The sequence below is a fragment of the Streptomyces sp. NPDC028711 genome (assembly GCF_055565415.1).
The window spans coordinates 1,299,547-1,318,079 of record NZ_JBVHUJ010000001.1 but is presented as its reverse complement, the minus strand read 5'-3'; the positions used below and the strand labels follow the sequence as shown (position 1 = coordinate 1,318,079).

The 18,533-nt window shown below is 71.2% G+C and carries 14 protein-coding genes and 1 rRNA gene; 8 read left to right on the top strand and 7 right to left on the bottom strand.

Going from position 1 to position 18,533, the window contains the following annotated elements; genetic code table 11:
• Nucleotides 1-137 precede the first annotated feature (137 nt).
• A 5S ribosomal RNA gene (gene rrf / locus ACZ4VK_RS05795) occupies nt 138-254 on the top strand.
• A gap of 94 nt (nt 255-348) precedes the next feature.
• On the opposite strand, the gene ACZ4VK_RS05790 is transcribed toward rrf, so the two are convergent.
• From ACZ4VK_RS05790 to ACZ4VK_RS05770, 5 genes are read right to left on the bottom strand one after another with little or no spacing between them, the layout of a single operon-like run.
• Nucleotides 349-1,659: a DUF58 domain-containing protein gene (locus ACZ4VK_RS05790; protein ID WP_468348767.1), complete on the bottom strand. Its 1,311-nt coding sequence runs from the start codon at nt 1,657-1,659 to the stop codon at nt 349-351.
• A gap of 12 nt (nt 1,660-1,671) precedes the next feature.
• A complete protein-coding gene (locus ACZ4VK_RS05785; RefSeq protein ID WP_468348765.1) occupies nt 1,672-2,655 on the bottom strand; it encodes an AAA family ATPase in 984 nt (327 codons plus the stop codon).
• Nucleotides 2,652-3,854: a DUF4350 domain-containing protein gene (locus tag ACZ4VK_RS05780; RefSeq protein WP_468348763.1), complete on the bottom strand. Its 1,203-nt coding sequence runs from the start codon at nt 3,852-3,854 to the stop codon at nt 2,652-2,654. Before ACZ4VK_RS05780 ends, ACZ4VK_RS05785 begins: the two co-directional genes overlap by 4 nt.
• Nucleotides 3,851-4,543, bottom strand: a complete 693-nt coding sequence (locus tag ACZ4VK_RS05775) for a DUF4129 domain-containing protein (protein WP_468348761.1) — start codon at nt 4,541-4,543, stop codon at nt 3,851-3,853. The genes ACZ4VK_RS05780 and ACZ4VK_RS05775 overlap by 4 nt, the downstream gene beginning before the upstream one ends.
• A 4-nt stretch (nt 4,544-4,547) precedes the next feature.
• Complete coding sequence (locus tag ACZ4VK_RS05770; protein ID WP_468348759.1) at nt 4,548-5,771, bottom strand: DUF7847 domain-containing protein; 1,224 nt, start codon at nt 5,769-5,771, stop codon at nt 4,548-4,550.
• A 329-nt stretch (nt 5,772-6,100) separates the two neighbouring features.
• Between ACZ4VK_RS05770 and mtrA the strand changes: the two genes are divergently transcribed.
• The 6 genes from mtrA (at nt 6,101) to ACZ4VK_RS05740 (ending at nt 13,536) form a co-directional block, all read left to right on the top strand.
• The gene (mtrA, locus tag ACZ4VK_RS05765; RefSeq protein WP_030224028.1) at nt 6,101-6,778 is read left to right on the top strand and encodes a two-component system response regulator MtrA; all 678 of its coding nucleotides are present in this window, start codon (nt 6,101-6,103) and stop codon (nt 6,776-6,778) included.
• Nucleotide 6,779: 1 nt separating this feature from the next.
• A complete protein-coding gene (mtrB, locus tag ACZ4VK_RS05760) occupies nt 6,780-8,798 on the top strand; it encodes an MtrAB system histidine kinase MtrB (RefSeq protein ID WP_468348756.1) in 2,019 nt (672 codons plus the stop codon).
• Complete coding sequence (locus ACZ4VK_RS05755) at nt 8,788-10,680, top strand: LpqB family beta-propeller domain-containing protein (protein ID WP_468348754.1); 1,893 nt, start codon at nt 8,788-8,790, stop codon at nt 10,678-10,680. The genes mtrB and ACZ4VK_RS05755 overlap by 11 nt, the downstream gene beginning before the upstream one ends.
• A 99-nt stretch (nt 10,681-10,779) precedes the next feature.
• The gene (locus ACZ4VK_RS05750) at nt 10,780-11,589 is read left to right on the top strand and encodes a ComF family protein (RefSeq protein WP_468348752.1); all 810 of its coding nucleotides are present in this window, start codon (nt 10,780-10,782) and stop codon (nt 11,587-11,589) included.
• Between the two features lie 295 nt (nt 11,590-11,884).
• A complete protein-coding gene (gene hpf / locus ACZ4VK_RS05745; protein ID WP_468348750.1) occupies nt 11,885-12,565 on the top strand; it encodes a ribosome hibernation-promoting factor, HPF/YfiA family in 681 nt (226 codons plus the stop codon).
• A 218-nt stretch (nt 12,566-12,783) separates the two neighbouring features.
• The gene (locus ACZ4VK_RS05740) at nt 12,784-13,536 is read left to right on the top strand and encodes a response regulator (protein WP_030556504.1); all 753 of its coding nucleotides are present in this window, start codon (nt 12,784-12,786) and stop codon (nt 13,534-13,536) included.
• Between the two features lie 25 nt (nt 13,537-13,561).
• Here the strand turns inward: ACZ4VK_RS05740 and ACZ4VK_RS05735 are convergent, their stop codons facing one another.
• Together ACZ4VK_RS05735 and ACZ4VK_RS05730 are read right to left on the bottom strand one after the other, a co-directional pair.
• Complete coding sequence (locus tag ACZ4VK_RS05735) at nt 13,562-14,731, bottom strand: winged helix-turn-helix domain-containing protein (RefSeq protein ID WP_468348747.1); 1,170 nt, start codon at nt 14,729-14,731, stop codon at nt 13,562-13,564.
• A 30-nt stretch (nt 14,732-14,761) separates the two neighbouring features.
• Nucleotides 14,762-15,352 carry a GNAT family N-acetyltransferase gene (locus ACZ4VK_RS05730; protein WP_468348745.1) on the bottom strand — a complete coding sequence of 197 codons (591 nt, stop codon included), beginning with the start codon at nt 15,350-15,352 and terminating at the stop codon, nt 14,762-14,764.
• Between the two features lie 239 nt (nt 15,353-15,591).
• Here ACZ4VK_RS05730 and secA point away from each other — a divergent pair, with 239 nt between their 5' ends.
• Nucleotides 15,592-18,402 carry a preprotein translocase subunit SecA gene (gene secA / locus ACZ4VK_RS05725; protein WP_468348743.1) on the top strand — a complete coding sequence of 937 codons (2,811 nt, stop codon included), beginning with the start codon at nt 15,592-15,594 and terminating at the stop codon, nt 18,400-18,402.
• Nucleotides 18,403-18,533: the final 131 nt, after the last annotated feature.

Sequence of the window (18,533 nt, the reverse complement as noted above, 5' to 3'; positions counted from 1 at the left end):
CGGATGTGGAAGCCCAGTAATGGGTGGAGCTGACCGGTACTAATAGGCCGAGGGCTTGTCCTCAGTTGCTCGCGTCCACTGTGTTAGTTCTGAAGTAACGAACTGTGCCGATATCCGGTTGGTTAACTTCATAGAGTTTCGGTGGTCATAGCGTTAGGGAAACGCCCGGTTACATTCCGAACCCGGAAGCTAAGCCTTTCAGCGCCGATGGTACTGCAGGGGGGACCCTGTGGGAGAGTAGGACGCCGCCGAACAATCATTGTGGGAAAGCCCCGCACCTTATGGTGCGGGGCTTTTCTGCGTTCACGGGCCGGAACCCCTTTCGAAGGCCGTGCCCGGGAGCAGTTTTCAAAGGCGGCCGGCTGCCTTGAGGGCCAGGTAGGCGTCCGCCAGAGCGGGAGCCAGAGAATCGGGCGCGGCGTCGACGACCGTGACGCCTCGGCGGTGGAGCTGGTCCGCCGTGCGGGAGCGCTGGGACGATGTCTGGGTCGCGGCCGCAGCTTCGTACACGCCCTCGATCGTGCCGCGCGTCGACGCCATCCGGGCGATCTGAGGGTCGGCCACGGACGCCACAAGGACCGTGTGGCGCTGGGTGAGCTGCGGGAGGACCGGGAGGAGGCCCTCCTCGATCGGGGCCGCGTCGAGGCTCGTCAGCAGGACGATCAGGGAGCGGCGCGGTGCGCGGGCGAGGGCGGTCGCGGCCAGGCCTCGGGCGTCGGTCTCCACGAGCTCGGGTTCGAGCGGGGCGAGGGCGCTGACCACGGCGGGCAGGACGTCGCCGGCGGAGCGGCCCTGGACCTGGGCGCGGAGGTGTCGGTCGTAGGCCAGCAGGTCCACGCGGTCGCCGGCGCGGGAGGCGAGCGCGGTGAGGAGGAGAGCCGCGTCCATGGAGGCGTCCAGGCGCGGGACGTCGCCGACGCGGCCGGCCGAGGTGCGGCCGGTGTCGAGGACGATGAGGATGTGGCGGTCGCGCTCGGGACGCCAGGTGCGAACGGCGACCGTGCTCTGGCGGGCGGTGGCACGCCAGTCGATCGAGCGGGTGTCGTCGCCGGGGACGTACTCGCGGAGGCTGTCGAACTCCGTGCCCTCGCCGCGGGTCAGCACGCTGGTGCGGCCGTCGAGTTCCCGGAGCCTGGCCAGGCGGGACGGCAGGTGCTTGCGGCTGGTGAAGGGGGGCAGGACGCGGACGGTCCAGGGCACCTCGTGGTTGCCCTGGCGGGCCGCGAGGCCGAGGGGGCCGTAGGAGCGGACCGTGATCCGTTCGGCGTGGCGGTCGCCTCGGCGGGTCGGGCGGAGGCTCGTGGTGAGGCGGCGGCGTTCGCCGGCGGGGACGGTCAGTCGTTGGCGCGAGGAGGTCTGCTCGGTGCCCAGGAGCCAGCTGCTGGGCGGCCAGGCGTCGCGGAGCTGGGCGCGAAGGGTGCGGCGGGACGGGTTGGTGACGGTGAGCTGGACGTCCGCGGCGTCACCGAGTCGAACGGATGTGTCACCGCTTCGGGTGAATTGGAGCGTTCGTACTGGCGCCGCCAGGGCGTAGTCGCACAGAATTGCGAGGGAGAGGGGCGCGTTCACCGCGAGCATCCCCGTCCAGCTGGGGGCGAGGATGCCGACGGGGAGCGATCCGAGGGCGGCGAGCAGCGCGGTTCGTCCGGTGAGGGCCATGGGGCGCCGTTCTCAGCGGGGGACGGGGACGTGGGCGAGGATCGAGTTGATGACGGAGTCGGGGGTGACCCCCTCCATCTCGGCCTCGGGCCGCAGTTGGATGCGATGGCGCAGGGTGGGGAGAGCGAGGGCCTTCACGTCGTCCGGGGTGACGTAGTCCCGGCCGGTGAGCCAGGCCCAGGCGCGGGCGGTGGAGAGCAGGGCGGTGGCGCCTCGGGGGGAGACCCCGAGCGTGAGTGAGGGGGAATCACGCGTGGCACGACAGATATCGACGACATAGCCGGCGATCTCGGGGGAGACCGAGACCTTGGCGACGGCCCTCCGGGCGGCTTCGAGCTGGGCGGGGCCCGCGACGGGGCGGACGCCGGCGGCCTTCAGGTCGCGGGGGTCGAAGCCCTCGGCGTGACGGGTGAGGACCTGGATCTCGTCCGCGCGTGAGGGCAGAGGGACCGTCAGCTTGAGGAGAAACCGGTCCAGTTGGGCCTCGGGGAGGGGGTAGGTGCCCTCGTACTCCACGGGGTTCTGGGTCGCGGCGACCAGGAAGGGGTCCGGTAGGGCTCGTGGGGTGCCGTCGACGGTGACCTGGCGTTCCTCCATCGCTTCCAGGAGGGAGGACTGGGTCTTCGGGGGCGTGCGGTTGATCTCGTCGGCCAGCAGGAGGTTGGTGAAGACCGGGCCGGGCTGGAAGGAGAACTCGGATGTCCGGGTGTCGTAGACCAGGGAGCCGGTGACGTCACTTGGCATCAGGTCGGGCGTGAACTGGACGCGCTTGGTGTCGAGTTCGAGTGCGGCGGCGAGCGAACGGACCAGCAGGGTCTTGGCGACGCCTGGGACGCCCTCGAGGAGGACGTGTCCCCGGCAGAGCAGGGCGACGACGAGACCGGTGACGGCGGGGTCCTGGCCGACCACGGCCTTCGCGATCTCGGTGCGCAGGGCCTCCAGGGAGGCGCGGGCGCTGTCCGAGTCCGTAGCGGTCTCGGGGGTCGGGGCGCTCATGAGGTGCGTACCTCTCTTTCGAGGGCGTCGAGTTGGTCCGCCAGGCGGATGAGAGCGGTGTCGTCGGCGGGAGTGGGGCCGAAGAGGAGGTTTCTGGGGTCCGCGGTGGTCTCGGGGAGACGGGCGGAGAGAGCGGGGAGGAGGCGCTCGGGGGAGTGGGCGTCCCGGAGGGGGACGCCGAGCACGGGGGCGATGCGGGTCCGGGTCGCGGTGCGCAGGACGGAGGCGGCGCGGTCGCGGGCGTTCGCCTTGCGGTAGAGACGGGCGCGGCCCTCGGTGGCCTCGGAGGCGCGGACGGCGACGGGAAGTCGCTCGGTCACCAGGGGGCCGAGGCGGCGGCCTCGCCAGATCGCGGCGAGCAGGGCCGCGATCGCGAGCTGGAGTGTGCCCCACAGCCAGCCGGAGGGGATGAGGGCGAGGAAGTTGCCCGTGGTGTCGTCGTCGGGTGCGTCGGCGGTGCCGGAGGTATCGGAGAGGGAGGGGAGGTACCAGACGAGATGGGGCTGGGAGCCGAGGAGTTGCAGGGCGAGCGAGGCGTTGCCCTGCTGGTCGAGACGGTCGTTGTAGAGGATGTCGGGCGAGCCGAGGAGGACGGTGTCGGTGGTGCCGGGGCCGGGGAGGTGGACCAGGGACGGCAGACCGTCGGAGGGGTAGCAGGCTTCGTCGGCTGCGGCGGGGTCGGTGACGTAGCGCTCGCCGCCGAGGTCGACGCTGCCGGCGCGGTTGGCCGCCTCCAGGGTGCAGGAGGGGGAGCGGTTCTCCACGGGGACGCTGGTGGCGGCGGAGACGCCCGGGGCCAGTGTGGGGAGGGAAGGGCTGCCGGCGCCGAGGAGGACGGTGCGGGCCGCGGATCCCGTGATGGACCGGCGGAGCGTGGACTGCTGGGTCTCCGTCAGCAGGTCGGGTGTGGTGACCAGGAGGGTGCTCGACGTGTCGGTCGAGGCCGTGGCCTCGTCGAGGGTGGTGGCGAGGGTGATCGTGATGCCCCGGGCCTTGAGGAGTTCGGCGACGGCTCGGCTGCCGTGGGGGTCGGTGGAGCGGGGGTCGAGCGCGCCGTGGGAGCCGGTGGACCGCATGGTCGCGAGGACGATGCCGCCGATGAGGACCAGGGCGAGGACGAGGGTCGCGCCGCGGGCACGGCTCCAGAGCCTGCGCGGGGAGAGGGCGGTCGAGGTGGTGCTGGTGGCGGGGCGGCTCATGCGGGTGTCCCCGTGGAGGCGGTGTCGAGGGTGGGGCGGGTCCGCTGGAGGGCGGTGTCCAGTTCCTCGACGCGGCGGTACGCGGGCTCGTCGGCGGTGCGGCCGCCGTATGTGACGTCGTCGAAGGCGCGGGCCGCGAGGCGCAGTTCGTCCGCGTGGGAGGGCAGGGTGCGGCCGGCTTCGGCGGCGGCCTCGTCCGCGGTGCGGCCGGGGCGGGGGTCGAGCAGGGCGCGCTCTTCGAGGGAGCGGACGACGGCCCGCATCCGTTCCTGGACCGCCTGGTTCCAGCGGCCGGCGGAGGCGTGTCGGGCGGCGGCGGTCCGGTGGTCGTCGGCGGTACGGGGGCCGTCCGCGAAGAGGGAGTCGGCGGTGGCGCCGGGGGTGCGGTGGGGGGTGCCGAGGCGCCACCAGAGGGCGGCGACGGCGGCGGCCACGAACAGGACGACCACGACGAGGCCGAGGACGCCGCCGGGGGTGGCGCCGGACGCGGCGCTGAAGAGGTCGCCGAGCCACTCCCAGAAGCGGTCGAGGCCGCGCTGGAGGAGGTTCGGGTCGTTCTCGTGGTACATCGGCTTGGACAGCTCCCGTTCCGCCGCCTCTCGGGCGGGGACGCGGGAGATGTCCACCGGTACGTCGCTGTCGGCGCGCGGTCGCGCCCATGCCGTGGCCGTGCCCCCCGTGACCGTCACGGCATCAGCCTCCGACGGTCTGGTCGCCCGGTGTGGGGCCGTAGCCGGGGAGGCCCGCGGCCCGTGCCAGTTCGAGGTCCAGGGCTTCGCGGCGGATGCGCTGGTCCACGTAGAGGAGCACCGTCACCCCGGCCGAGATCGGGTAGGTGATCGCGCTGGTGATCACGCCGCCGATGCCGGTGATGATCAGGAACGGCCAGCCGAAGGTGGCGGGGGAGCCGGAGAGCAGGCCGGAGAAGCCGTCGCCGTCGGCCGCGATGCCGAAGATCGTGAACGGGATCGCGATGATCATGGAGAAGACGAAGATCAGCAGCTGGGTGAGGAGGGTGATGCCGAAGATCCGCCACCACGAGCCCTGGACCAGCTTGGCCGAGCGCTTCAGCGAGGCGATGACGCCCTGGCGCTCCAGCATGAGGGCGGGGGAGGCGAGGTTGAAGCGGATCATGAGCCAGACGGCCACGACGATGGCGCCGAGGCCTCCGACGATGGTGAGGGCCACGCCCGCGGCGCCGCCGATCAGGAGCCCGGGGAGTACGCCGACGAGGATGACGACCACGCTCAGGGCCGCCAGGAGCAGGGTGAGGCCGAGGAGCTGGAGCAGGCGGGGGCGGGCCTCCTGCCAGGCGGAGCCGAGCGACACCGGGCGGCCGAGGACGGCGCGGCTGATGACGACGGTCAGCAGGGCGGCGCAGACCAGGGACGCCATCAGCGTCACAAGGAGGGCGGGGCCAAGGCCGATCAAGGACGCCTGGGCCGACTCAAGGGACTGTTCGAGGGCCTCGGCCGGGGTGGCGTCGGGGTTCATCGCCGGGGTGGCGGGCGTGAAATACCGCTGCGCGAGAATGTTGGCGACCTGGGAGATCACCGCGACGGTGACCGAGATCGCCAGCACGGTGCGCCAGTAGGTGCGGAGCGTCTTCACCGCGCCGTCGAGGATCTCGCCCATGCCCAGGGGGCGCAGCGGGATCACGCCGGGCTTCGCGGCCGGGGGCCTGCCCCAGTGGCCGTGGGGCTGCGGGCCGTTCCAGCCCGGGCCGCGCACCGGGGCCCGGAGCGGAGGAGGGGTGCCGTCGGTCGGCGGGGACCACCGGCCGGCGGGCGGCTGGTCCTTCGACCACTGAGGGGCGGAGCCGTTCGCGTCGGACGGAGCGGGCCCGGGGATCCCGGAGCCGTTCTGGTCGTCGGAGGGGGCGGATCCGGGCGAGGTCCAGCCCGGAGTGTCGTTCACGGTCGTCCACCTCGGAGGAATGGTCGCGGTGCCGGATCGGCGAACCGGCTCGGTCACGGCGGCCGACACCTGACACGGCGGCGGGCCGGGTGCCATCGTGCCACGTGGGACCCGCCCGTGGGCGGGACCGGCCTTGTCGTTCGTACCTTTGTCCGGACCTTCATTGTGCGAGCGGCAGGCTGCACACTGTGCGGATACCCGATCATCACGCGCGAACCGTGCGATGGCGGGCCGAGCGGGGTGCGATCGACGGGGTCGCGCTCCGGGCTGGGGAGGCGCTGTGGGACAGGTCACGGCAGGTAACGATTGGCTAATGGGATGATGTCGATATGAAGGGACGCGTTCTTGTCGTCGACGACGACACCGCACTGGCCGAGATGCTCGGCATCGTGCTGCGGGGTGAAGGGTTCGAGCCGTCGTTCGTCGCGGACGGTGACAAGGCGCTTGCCGCATTCCGGGAGGCCAAGCCTGACCTGGTGCTGCTCGACCTGATGCTGCCCGGCAGGGACGGCATCGAGGTGTGCCGCCTGATCAGGGCCGAGTCGGGTGTGCCGATCGTCATGCTCACGGCCAAGAGCGACACGGTGGACATCGTCGTGGGCCTGGAGTCCGGGGCCGACGACTACATCGTCAAGCCGTTCAAGCCGAAGGAGCTGGTGGCACGGATCCGGGCACGGCTGCGGCGGTCCGAGGAGCCGGCTCCGGAGCAGCTGACCATCGGTGACCTCGTCATCGACGTGGCCGGGCACTCCGTGAAGCGGGAGGGGCAGTCCATCGCCCTCACCCCGCTCGAGTTCGATCTGCTCGTCGCGCTGGCGCGCAAGCCGTGGCAGGTGTTCACCCGTGAGGTGCTGCTCGAGCAGGTGTGGGGCTACCGGCACGCGGCCGACACCCGGCTGGTCAACGTGCACGTCCAGCGGCTGCGCTCGAAGGTCGAGAAGGACCCCGAGCGCCCGGAGATCGTGGTGACCGTCCGTGGTGTCGGTTACAAGGCGGGGCCGAGCTGACATGAGTACAGGCAGTGTTGCTCCGAAGCCCGGGGACCCGGGAGTCCGTACGGGGCGGGCTGCCGTACCGGGGCGGGGGGGCTCGCGATCCGGCCGTCTGCCGCGCGGTGGACGGCTGTTCCAGGACGGGGCGCCGGGTGGACCGGTTCTCCGGCTCTTCGCGCGGTGGGTGCGCCGGCCGCTGCTGCCCGCTGTGCGGCTGTGGCGGCGGAACATCCAGCTGCGGATCGTCGCGGGCACCCTGCTGATGTCCCTCGGGGTGGTGCTGCTGCTCGGCCTGGTCGTCATCGGCCAGGTCCGCAACGGTCTGCTCGACGCCAAGGAGAAGGCCGCCCAGAGCCAGGCCGCCGGAGGGTTCTCCGCCGCCCAGGACAGGGCGGCCACCACCTCCTCGGCCCCCGGTCAACAGGACGGCGGGCGGGCCGGTGTCTCCGTGAACTGGCGCTCCACGCTGGTCGAGCAGCTCGCCAGCGGCGGTCAGAGCGCCTTCAACGTGGTGGCGCTCTCCCTCGACACCGGTGACACCGCGAGCCGGGGCGTGCGCGCCTCCGGCGAGGTCGACCCGGCCACGAGCATCCCCGCCGATCTGCGGCAGGCCGTGGCCCAGGGCACGGGAACCTTCCAGAAGACCACGCGCATCCACTACACGAACGGCAAGGCGTCCGAGCCCGGTCTGATGATCGGCAAGCGGATGAACGACGCCGAGGGTGATCCGTACGAGCTGTACTACCTCTTCCCGCTGACGCAGGAGGAGGACACCCTCACCCTGGTCAAGGGCACCCTGGCGACCGCCGGGCTCTTCGTCGTCGTGCTGCTCGGGGCCATCGCCTGGCTCATGGTGCGGCAGGTCGTCACGCCCGTGCGGATGGCCGCCGGGATCGCCGAGCGGCTCTCGGCCGGCCGGCTCCAGGAACGCATGAAGGTCACCGGCGAGGACGACATCGCGCGGCTCGGCGAGGCCTTCAACAAGATGGCGCAGAACCTCCAGCTCAAGATCCAGCAGCTGGAGGAGCTGTCGAGGATGCAGCGCCGGTTCGTCTCGGACGTCTCGCACGAGCTGCGGACGCCGCTGACCACGGTACGGATGGCCGCCGACGTCATCCATGAGGCGCGTGTCGACTTCGACCCGGTCACCGCCCGCTCCGCCGAACTCCTCGGCGACCAGCTCGACCGCTTCGAGTCGCTGCTCTCCGACCTGCTGGAGATCAGCCGCTTCGACGCGGGCGCGGCGGCCCTGGAGGCCGAGCCGATCGACCTGCGGCAGGTCGTGCGCCGGGTCATCGGCGGCGCCGAACCCCTCGCGGAACGCAAGGGCACCCGCATCGTCGTCGTCGGCGACAAGCAGCCCGTGGTGGCCGAGGCGGACGCCCGCCGGGTCGAGCGGGTGCTGCGCAACCTCGTCGTCAACGCGGTCGAGCACGGTGAGGGCCGGGACGTCGTGGTGAAGCTGGCCGCCGCGGGCGGGGCCGTCGCCGTCGCCGTACGCGACTACGGCGTCGGACTGAAGCCGGGCGAGGCCACGCGGGTGTTCAACCGCTTCTGGCGGGCCGATCCGGCCCGCGCGCGCACCACCGGCGGCACGGGGCTCGGCCTGTCCATCGCGGTCGAGGACGCCCGGCTGCACGGCGGCTGGCTCCAGGCCTGGGGCGAGGCCGGCGGCGGGTCGCAGTTCCGGCTCACCCTGCCGCGTACGGCGGACGAGCCGCTGCGGGGCTCCCCGATACCCCTGGAGCCCGAGGACTCGCGGCGCAACCGTGAGCAGGCGGCCACCGGACGCGCCCAGGAGGGCGCCCGGCTCACGGCGGCGGTGCCGGCGCAGGCCGTCGGCGACCGGCCGCAGCTCCCCGTACCGCCGAGGCTTCCCGCGCCGCCGCGCGCGACCGTCGACCCGACGGCCCTGCCCGGCAGCGGTGCGCGGGTGGTGGCACGGGCGGCGGCGGACGGCGACACCGTCGGGGCGGGTTCGGCGACGGGCGAGAACGGGAACGTGGAGCGGGAGGACGGGACACGTGGGCGTTGACTCCCGAGAGGGGCACGCGGGGCGGGGTTTTCGAGAGGAGTCGGCGGTACGGGCGCGCGGTTCGCGCGCGCTGGTGATCGCCGCGTGCGGCGGGCTTCTGGTGACCGGGTGCGCGACGATGCCGGACAGCGGCGAGGTGCAGCCCGTCAAGGGGGCCAACCAGGGCGACTCGCAGGTGCGGGTCTACGCCGTCGCGCCCCGGGAGAGCGCGGACCCGGACGAGATCGTCGACGGCTTCCTCGAGGCCATGACCAGTGACGACCCCGGCTTCGCCACGGCACGCAAGTACCTGACGAAGCGGGCGGCGCAGACCTGGAAGCCGGAGGAGAGCATCACCGTGCTCACCACGGCGCCCGACCGCGATCCCTCCGACCGCAACGCCGACCCCGACGACCAGGGCCGCGCCTACCCGCTCTCCGGCCGCAAGATCGCGACCGTGGACGCCCGGCACGCGTACCAGCCGATCAGCCCCGCCGCGTATCTGCAGTCGATCCATGTCGTGCAGCAGCCCACCGCCAACGGCAAGGGCAAGGAGTGGCGCATCGACAGCCTGCCGCCCGGTCTGGTGCTCGGCGAGGCCGATTTCCTGCGCAACTACCGGTCGGTCAACAAGTACTACTTCGCCTCCGGGGAGGACTGGGTCGTCGCCGACCCCGTCTACATCCGTCAGCGGCAGGACCCGGTCACCCGGATGGACCCGGTGACGCAGACGGTCAAGGCGCTCCTCGAAGGCCCCACGGACTGGCTCAAGCCGGCCGTCGACTCCCGCTTCCCCTCCGGTACGGAGCTGAAGAAGGGCGTCACCACGCTGATGACCGACGACCAGTCCACGCTCAAGGTGCCGCTCAACGCCAAGGCGGACCTGGTGGGCGGCGAGGCCTGCCGGCGGATGGCGGCGCAGCTGCTGTTCACTCTCGGCGACCTGACGTCCGTACGCGTCGAGCAGGTGGAGCTGCAGGGGTCGCGTTCGCAGGCGTTGTGCCGCCTCGGCAAGGGGCAGGCGGCGGAGTTCGCGCCGGTCAGGAACACGGACCGGGACGAGAACCCGTACTTCGTCGACGAGCAGCACAAGCTGATGATGCTGGTCGTCGGAGGCCGGGAGGCGAACGTGCCCGCCGAGGTGCCCGGCCCGCTCGGCGCGGGCACGACGCCGCTCCGGTCGATCGCCGTCGACCGCGGCGAGACCCGTGCCGCGGCCGTCGGGCAGACCGGCCGGGATCTCTATGTCTCCTCCATCACCACCGAGGAGGAGCTGTCGCCGGCGGTCCTGAGCAGCAAGGCCGCCAAGCCCGCCGACCGGCTGTCAGCGCCGAGCTGGGACGGCCGGGGCGACCTGTGGGTCGCCGACCGCGATCCCGCCGCGCCTCAGCTGTGGATGGTGCCCGACGGCACAGGTGAGCCCGTCAAGGTGCGGACGCCGTGGCTCGGGGACGACGTCAGGATCGAGTCGCTGAGGGTCTCCGCCGACGGGGTCCGGATCGCCCTCGTGGTCACCCGGGGCGAGCGTACGACCCTGCAGATCGGCCGTGTCCAGCGGCAGACGACGGGCGGGGAGCCGGTCGTCTCCGTCCTCGACCTCCAGCCCGCCGCGCCCCGGATGGAGTCGGTCACGGCCGTGTCCTGGGCCGGGCCGAGCCGGCTCGTCGTCGTCGGCAGGGAGACGGGCGGCGTGCAGCAGATCCGCTACCTCCAGACGGACGGCTCGACCTCCGCGACCTCGGTGCTCCCCGGCCTCAACGGGGTGACGTCGGTGGCCGCCCCGCACGCCGACTCCGTGCCTGTGGTCGCCGACTCGGGCGACGACGGCATCGTCCGGCTGGCCCCCGGCACGAACTGGCAGCCGTTGGTCAAGAGCGGCACCGCGCCCGTCTACCCGGGCTAGGGCCTGTCCGGCGGACTACCTTCGGCAGCCGGACCTGACGTACTCCGGGGGTTTTCCACAGGGGTGGCCCGTCGGCTCGGACAGGCGCACAGTAGAGCCATGCGGGGGTGGTGGCGCGAGATCGCCGGGCTGGTGCTGCCGGTCGCCTGCGGAGGCTGCGGCAGACCGCGCGTCGAGCTGTGCCCGGCATGCGCGACCGCGCTGAACGGGGCGGGGGCGGGACCGCGCAGGGTGCGGCCCTCGCCCGAGCCCGCCGGGCTGCCCGCGGTCCATGCGGTCGCGCCGTACGCCGATGCGGTACGGCAGTTGCTCCTCGCCCACAAGGAGCGGGGGGCGCTCGCCCTCGCCCGGCCCCTGGGCGGCGCCCTGGCCCTCGCCGTGGAGGCCGCCGCCGGGGGCACCGAGGGCCCTTCGGCGGGCCCGCTGCTCCTCGTACCGGTGCCGTCCTCCCGGCGCTCCGTACGGGCACGTGGCCATGATCCGACGCGGCGGATCGCGCTGGCCGCGGCCGCCCGGCTGCGGTCGGCGGGCCGCCCGGCGCGGGTCGTTCCCGTGCTGCGGCAGCGGCGGTACGTGGCGGACCAGGCGGGGCTCGGGGCGCGCGGGCGGCTCGCGAACCTCTCCGGGGCCCTGGAGGTCGTGCCGGGCGGCGGGCGGCTGCTCGCGGCGGGAAAGGTGGTGCTCGTGGACGACCTGATGACCACGGGGGCCTCGCTGGCGGAGGCGGCGCGCGCCCTCGGAGTCGTACACCGTCCGTTCATTCCTGGAATGGCGCACGGTTTACCGGACGGTTCGGCGCAGCGCGGATTCGAACAGCGGGCGGCGGCTGTGATCGCATCCTCTCCCGTCTCGTTCGAAATAAACCGGAACTCCTCGGAAACTTGGATCGTTGCAGGTGGTGAGAGGTGAAAGCATCCGAACGGAGGTATGTCGCGGTAGCGGGTGCCGACACCCGTCCGAAGGGGCTATGTTCGGTTGTGAGGAATGGTGGAAGCCATCGCCCTCGCCGAATACTGGTTGCGCCTACAGGACAGGAGTTCAGGGCGAATTAACCTCTTGTCGATGGGGTGGGGATCTTGTCGACTGGGGAGGAGGAGGTGAAAGTCGCCAAGTCCGAGCTCCGGTAATCCACCGGAGTCTGGTGCAAAGGGAGATGCCCGGCGGCCAAGGAGCCGACCAGGGCGATCCGGGAACGGAGTTCTGCGTGGACATCGTCGTCAAGGGCCGCAAGACCGAGGTGCCCGAGCGGTTCCGCAAGCACGTGGCCGAGAAGCTGAAGCTGGAGAAGATCCAGAAGCTCGACGGCAAGGTGATCAGCCTCGACGTCGAGGTGTCCAAGGAACACAATCCGCGGCAGGCCGACAGGTCCGACCGCGTCGAGATCACCCTCCACTCCCGAGGCCCGGTGATCCGGGCGGAAGCTGCGGCAGGCGACCCGTACGCAGCGCTCGACCTCGCCAGCGACAAGCTCGAGGCGCGACTGCGCAAGCAGCACGACAAGCGGTACACCCGCCGCGGAAGCGGCAGGCTTTCGGCGGCGGAGGTCGGGGACGTCGTGCCCGGCGCCGCCCAGTTCAACGGAGACGGCCGGCTGGTCGCCGAAGAGTCCGACGAAGTGCCCACCAGGATGATGGGCTCGATCGAAGTCCAGGGCGAGGGCCCGCTGGTGGTCCGCGAGAAGACCCACCGCGCCGCGCCCATGACGCTCGACCAGGCGCTCTACGAGATGGAGCTGGTCGGGCACGACTTCTACCTCTTCGTCGACTCCGACACGAAGCAGCCGAGCGTCGTCTACCGCCGACACGCATACGACTACGGCGTCATCCACCTGGAGGGCGACCCGCTCGCCGAAGCGGGCGGTGCCGGCGGTGCGCTCGGCGGCTGAAGGCCGGCGCGCGCACCCCAGACCCACAACCCACACCTGTGCCCCTCACGGTGCCCCTGGAGCGTCTTCCGCGCCGCCAGGGGCACCCCCGCGCGTCCATGGAACACGCCGTCACCGCCCGGGCATGAAATCATGGCGTGCACGCCAACCGGTGCTCTCCGAGTACCGGTTGGAGGACCGGAAACGAATTCAGGCCACGGCCTTCAGGGGGAGGAACGATGGCGGACAGCTTCGGGCCGGTGCTCAGCGGGCGCGAGCACGGTAGTGCGGTCCCGGAGGGATCGGATTCGGACAGCGGTGCATTCCGAAAGGAGCCCATCCGCGTCCTTGTCGTGGACGACCACGCCCTCTTCCGCCGCGGACTGGAGATCGTCCTCGCGCAGGAGGAGGACATCCAGGTCGTCGGCGAGGCCGGTGACGGGGCGGAGGCCGTCGACAAGGCCGCCGACCTGCTGCCCGACATCGTCCTGATGGACGTGCGGATGCCGCGGCGCGGCGGCATCGAGGCGTGCACCTCCATCAAGGAGGTGGCCCCCAGCGCGAAGATCATCATGCTGACGATCAGCGACGAGGAGGCCGACCTCTACGACGCGATCAAGGCGGGGGCCACCGGCTACCTCCTCAAGGAGATCTCCACCGACGAGGTCGCGACGGCCATCCGCGCGGTCGCGGACGGGCAGTCGCAGATCAGCCCCTCGATGGCGTCGAAGCTCCTCACCGAGTTCAAGTCGATGATCCAGCGGACCGACGAGCGCAGGCTCGTGCCGGCGCCCCGGCTGACCGACCGTGAGCTGGAGGTCCTCAAGCTCGTCGCGACGGGGATGAACAACCGGGACATCGCGAAGGAACTGTTCATCTCCGAGAACACGGTGAAGAACCACGTGCGGAACATCCTGGAGAAGCTTCAGCTGCACTCCCGGATGGAGGCCGTGGTCTACGCGATGCGGGAGAAGATCCTCGAGATCCGGTAGACGCGGCCGGTTGGCCGGCTGGGCGTCAGGCCAGGGCGCGTACGAGCTCCGGGGTGAGTTCGGGGTGGCTCATCCGCTCCGGCACCACCGACACCGTGTCGCAGCCGACCCACTCGGCCGCCTCGCGCAGCGCCGTCGCCACCGCCGGCACGGCCTTCGGGCCGTCGAGCGTCACCTGCCGGGCGACGAGCGTCCTGCCCTCGCGCGCGGGGTCCACCCGGCCGACCAGACGGCCCCCGGCGAGGACCGGCATCGCGAAGTACCCGTGCACCCGCTTCGGCTTCGGCACGTACGCCTCGAGGCGGTGCGTGAAGCCGAAGATCCGCTCCGTGCGGGGGCGCTCCCAGATCAGCGAGTCGAACGGCGAAAGCAGTGTCGTACGGTGCCGGCCGCGCGGCTCCGTGGCCAGCGCCGCCGGGTCCGCCCAGGCGGGCTTCCCCCAGCCCGCCACCGTGACCGGCACCAGACCCGCCGCCTCGACCACGGCGTCGAACTGCTCGCCCTTGATCCGGTGGTAGTCGGCGATGTCCGCGCGCGTGCCCACGCCCAGCGCCTCCCCGGCCTGGCGCACCAGGCGCCGCACGCACTCCGTGTCGTCCAGGTCGTCGTGGAGCAGCGCCTGCGGGATCGCCCGCTCGGCCAGGTCGTACACCCGCTTCCAGCCGCGCCGCTCGACCACGACCACCTCGCCGTACATCAGCGCCCGCTCGACGGCGATCTTGGCGTCGGACCAGTCCCACCACTCGCCCTTGTTCTTGGCGCCGCCCAGCTCGGTCGCCGTCCTCGGGCCCTCGTCCCGCAGCTGGTCGATGACCTTGTCGTACGCCCCCGCCGACAGCTCGTGGTGCCACTGCGGGCGGTTGCGGTAGGCGCGGCGGCGGAAGGCGAAGTGCGGCCACTCCTCGATGGGCAGGACGCAGGCCGCGTGCGACCAGTACTCGAAGGCGTGCGCCCCCGTCCAGTACGCCTCCTCGACCGTCGGGCGGCCCACGGCGCCCAGGCGCGCGTACGGAATGAGCTCGTGCGAGCGGGCGAGCACCGAGATCGTGTCGAGCTGGACCTGACCGAGCGACCGGAGCACCCCGCGCACCCCGGCCCTGCGGTCGGGCGCGCCCAGGAACCCCTGGGCGCGCAGCGCGATCCGGCGGGCTTCGTCGGCGGACAGTTCGGCGGCGGGGCGCGGCGCAGTCGTCATGATCCGCACCCTAGGCCCCGGCACTGACAGTCAGACCGTCTCGGCCGGGCGCTCGGGGGTGGGGAGGTACGGCAGGGGGCTCGGGAGGCCGAAGTCGGTGGGGAGCAGGGCGCCGACCCACGAATCCCGGAGCGTGCCCTTGTTGGTGAGGCCGGCGCGCTGGGCGCCCTCCATCACGAAGCCGACGCGCTCGGCCACGGCCCGCGAGCCGACGTTGCCCACCTCGGCGCGCCACAGCAGGCGGGTGCAGCCGAGCGCGGTGAAGGCCCAGTGGGCGAGGGCACGCACGGTCTCCGTCATGTAGCCGCTGCCCCGGTGCTCCTTGACCAGCCAGTAGCCGACCTCCCAGACGCCCATGCCACGACTTGTCAGGGCGACGGCGGCGAGCAGCGGGCCGCCGGCCAGCGGTTCGACGGCGAAGGCGTACTCGGTGTCCTCGCGCCAGCCGTCGGGCACGAGCCGGTTCAGGAAGAGCTCGGCGTCCTGGCGCGTGTAGGGGTCGGGGACGACGGTCCAGCGCCGGATGTCCGGGTCCTGACAGATGGCGTACACCGCGTCGGCGTCCTCGGGGACGAAGTTCCGCAGGCGCAGCCGGTCGGTGGTGAGGGTGATGGGATCCATGCCGGGATTGTGGTGACCTCGCGGACCGGAAGCGAACACTTTTCGGGTGGGGCGGCACCTTCCGCCCACCTCGTGCGTTCTCTTTCCGGGCGGACGTAGGGCTCCGGCACTGCGGGCCTCCCTTCGCGAGGGCGGTCTCGCTTACGATGGCCGTTGCGGTGGGGACCACCTGCCGTGCCCGCGCTCGTGTCCATCACAAGACCCAGTGCCAGGCCCGACCGGCAAGGAGAGCAGCCTCAGTGTCCGTCTTCAACAAGCTCATGCGTGCAGGCGAAGGCAAGATCCTGCGCAAACTGCACCGCATCGCGGACCAGGTCAACTCCATCGAAGAGGACTTCGTCAACCTCTCCGACGCCGACCTGCGGGCGCTCACCGAGGAGTACAAGCAGCGGTACGCCGACGGCGAGAGCCTCGACGACCTGATGCCCGAGGCCTTCGCGACGGTGCGCGAGGCCGCCAAGCGTGTCCTCGGCCAGCGCCACTACGACGTCCAGATCATGGGCGGCGCCGCGCTGCACCTCGGCTATGTCGCCGAGATGAAGACCGGTGAGGGCAAGACCCTCGTCGGCACCCTCCCCGCGTACCTCAACGCGCTCTCCGGCAAGGGCGTCCACCTGATCACGGTGAACGACTACCTGGCCGAGCGTGACTCCGAGCTCATGGGCCGTGTGCACCGATTCCTCGGTCTGTCCATCGGATGCATCCTCGCCAACATGACGCCGGCCCAGCGGCGTGAGCAGTACAACTGCGACATCACGTACGGCACGAACAACGAGTTCGGCTTCGACTACCTGCGCGACAACATGGCGTGGTCCAAGGACGAGCTCGTCCAGCGCGGCCACAACTTCGCCTGTGTCGACGAGGTCGACTCGATCCTCGTCGACGAGGCCCGTACGCCGCTGATCATCTCCGGCCCGGCCGACCAGGCGACGAAGTGGTACGGCGACTTCGCCAAGCTCGTCACCCGCCTCTCCAAGGGCGAGCCCGGCAACCAGCTCAAGGGCATCGAGGAGACCGGCGACTACGAGGTCGACGAGAAGAAGCGGACCGTCGCCATCCATGAGGCCGGTGTCGCCAAGGTCGAGGACTGGCTGGGCATCGACAACCTCTACGAGTCGGTGAACACCCCGCTCGTCGGTTACCTGAACAACGCCATCAAGGCGAAGGAACTGTTCAAGAAGGACAAGGACTACGTCGTCATGGACGGCGAAGTCATGATCGTCGACGAACACACCGGCCGTATCCTCGCCGGCCGCCGCTACAACGAGGGCATGCACCAGGCGATCGAGGCGAAGGAGGGGGTGGCGATCAAGGACGAGAACCAGACCCTCGCCACGATCACCCTCCAGAACTTCTTCCGCCTCTACGACAAGCTGTCCGGCATGACCGGTACGGCCATGACCGAGGCCGCCGAGTTCCACCAGATCTACAAGCTGGGCGTCGTCCCGATCCCCACGAACCGGCCCATGATCCGCAAGGACCAGTCGGACCTGATCTACCGGACCGAGGTCGCCAAGTTCGCCGCCGTCGTCGACGACATCGCGGAGAAGCACGAGAAGGGCCAGCCGATCCTCGTCGGCACGACCTCCGTCGAGAAGTCCGAGTACCTCTCGCAGCAGCTCTCCAAGCGCGGCGTCCAGCACGAGGTCCTCAACGCCAAGCACCACGAGCGTGAGGCCAGCATCGTCGCCCAGGCCGGCCGCCGCGGCGCCGTCACGGTCGCCACGAACATGGCCGGTCGCGGTACGGACATCAAGCTCGGCGGCAACCCGGACGACCTCGCCGAGGCCGAGCTGCGCCAGGCCGGTCTCGACCCGATCGAGCACGTCGAGGAGTGGGCCGCGGCCCTCCCCGCCGCCCTTGAGCGCGCCGAGAAGGCCGTGAAGGCGGAGTTCGAGGAGGTCAAGGAGCTCGGCGGTCTCTACGTGCTGGGCACCGAGCGCCACGAGTCCCGCCGTATCGACAACCAGCTGCGCGGTCGCTCCGGCCGTCAGGGCGACCCCGGCGAGTCCCGCTTCTACCTCTCGCTCGGCGACGACCTGATGCGCCTGTTCAAGGCGCAGATGGTCGAGCGCGTGATGGCCATGGCCAACGTGCCGGACGACGTGCCGATCGAGAACAAGATGGTCACCCGCGCCATCGCCTCCGCCCAGTCGCAGGTCGAGACCCAGAACTTCGAGACGCGTAAGAACGTCCTGAAGTACGACGAGGTCCTCAACCGGCAGCGTGAGGTCATCTACGGCGAGCGCCGCCGTGTCCTGGAGGGCGAGGACCTGCACGAGCAGATCCAGCACTTCATGGACGACACGATCGACGACTACATCCGCCAGGAGACCGCCGAGGGCTTCGCGGAGGAGTGGGACCTCGACCGTCTGTGGAACGCGTTCAAGCAGCTCTACCCGGTGAAGGTCACCGTGGAGGAGCTGGAGGACGCGGCCGGCGACCGTGCGGGCATCACCGCCGAGTTCATCGCCGAGTCGATCAAGGGCGACATCCACGAGCAGTACGACTCGCGGGAGAAGCAGCTCGGCTCGGACATCATGCGTGAGCTGGAGCGGCGCGTGGTCCTGTCCGTCCTGGACCGCAAGTGGCGCGAGCACCTCTACGAGATGGACTACCTCCAGGAGGGCATCGGCCTCCGCGCCATGGCGCAGAAGGACCCGCTGGTCGAGTACCAGCGCGAGGGCTTCGACATGTTCACCGCCATGATGGAGGGCATCAAGGAGGAGTCCGTCGGCTACCTGTTCAACCTGGAGGTCCAGGTCGAGCAGCAGGTCGAGGAGGTCCCGGTGCAGGCGAGCGCTCCCTCGCTCACCAAGGAGGACGCCGTTCCGGCTGCCGCCGGGCGTCCGGAGATCCGCGCCAAGGGGCTCGAGGCCCCGCAGCGGCCGGACCGGCTGCACTTCTCCGCGCCGACCGTGGACGGTGACGGCGGTGTCGTCGAGGGCGACTTCGCCTCCGACGACGCGGACTCCGGTGACGGGATGACCCGTGCCGAGCGTCGCAAGGCGCAGAAGAACGCGGGCGGTGGGCGTCGCCGTAAGAAGTGACGTCGTGCCGCTGAGGCGGTGAGCGGTGACGCGGTCACGCGTCGCGTGGGGGTCGGTCGCCCGTCGGGGTGGCCGGCCCCCTTCGTCGTGGGGGCGCCGCCTGGTTCGGGTGGTCGGCGCCCTTTGTCGTA

Excerpts from the sequence above, each read along its gene's own strand:
- ACZ4VK_RS05780 (WP_468348763.1), bottom strand. The coding sequence starts at position 3,854 with ATGAGCCGCCCCGCCACCAGCACCACCTCGACCGCCCTCTCCCCGCGC.
- mtrB (WP_468348756.1), top strand. The coding sequence starts at position 6,780 with ATGAGTACAGGCAGTGTTGCTCCGAAGCCCGGGGACCCGGGAGTCCGT.
- ACZ4VK_RS05735 (WP_468348747.1), bottom strand. The coding sequence starts at position 14,731 with ATGACGACTGCGCCGCGCCCCGCCGCCGAACTGTCCGCCGACGAAGCC.
- mtrA (WP_030224028.1), top strand. The coding sequence starts at position 6,101 with ATGAAGGGACGCGTTCTTGTCGTCGACGACGACACCGCACTGGCCGAG.
- ACZ4VK_RS05790 (WP_468348767.1), bottom strand. The coding sequence starts at position 1,659 with ATGGCCCTCACCGGACGAACCGCGCTGCTCGCCGCCCTCGGATCGCTC.
- ACZ4VK_RS05750 (WP_468348752.1), top strand. The coding sequence starts at position 10,780 with ATGCGGGGGTGGTGGCGCGAGATCGCCGGGCTGGTGCTGCCGGTCGCC.
- ACZ4VK_RS05730 (WP_468348745.1), bottom strand. The coding sequence starts at position 15,352 with ATGGATCCCATCACCCTCACCACCGACCGGCTGCGCCTGCGGAACTTC.
- ACZ4VK_RS05740 (WP_030556504.1), top strand. The coding sequence starts at position 12,784 with ATGGCGGACAGCTTCGGGCCGGTGCTCAGCGGGCGCGAGCACGGTAGT.
- ACZ4VK_RS05785 (WP_468348765.1), bottom strand. The coding sequence starts at position 2,655 with ATGAGCGCCCCGACCCCCGAGACCGCTACGGACTCGGACAGCGCCCGC.